The 419-nt window shown below is 56.1% G+C and carries 1 protein-coding gene; it reads right to left on the bottom strand.

The genetic code is table 11. The features are described 5' to 3' along the window. Positions 1–155: 155 nt before the first annotated feature. Positions 156–419 (bottom strand): type I secretion C-terminal target domain-containing protein (locus X742_RS01000000171305; protein ID WP_032925231.1); only part of this gene is annotated, 264 nt, incomplete at its 5' end.

Raw genomic sequence — 419 nt, 5'->3', positions numbered from 1 at the left:
TCGATGATGTCGGCGGCAAAGCCGGTCGATCCAGCCAACAGCAGCGCCGTGGCCGAAATCAGCAATCTTGAACCAATCTTCATGTAAGCCCCTCTCCAAATTACCGTTTTATGTTTCGCTAATGCATAGCATGGGAGCATGAACGCGCAGAAGCGCTAAATCGTGACATGCTGCTGCGTGTGTGTTGCGTCGTCGTAGAGGATGTTGATGGTGCCGGCAGCAGGTGCGTTCTGCAGTACAGCCACATCCACGAAGTTAGCCGCGTTGCCTGAGCCGCTGGTGTCGACGCTTACCGTGCTGGTCGCGCTGTTGTAATGCACGTAGTCGGCGATATTGCCGGCCGGTGCCTTATCGAACAGCGTCGTCAGGTCGATCTTGTCGCCCTCGGTGCCATGGTAGTCGGCGATCAGATCCTTGAT

Origin of the sequence: Mesorhizobium sp. LNHC229A00, assembly GCF_000502415.1 — a bacterium.
Taxonomy (GTDB): Bacteria; Pseudomonadota; Alphaproteobacteria; order Rhizobiales; family Rhizobiaceae; genus Mesorhizobium.
Note: the sequence above shows the minus strand (reverse complement) of the source record. Positions and strands in the feature narration are given on the sequence as shown.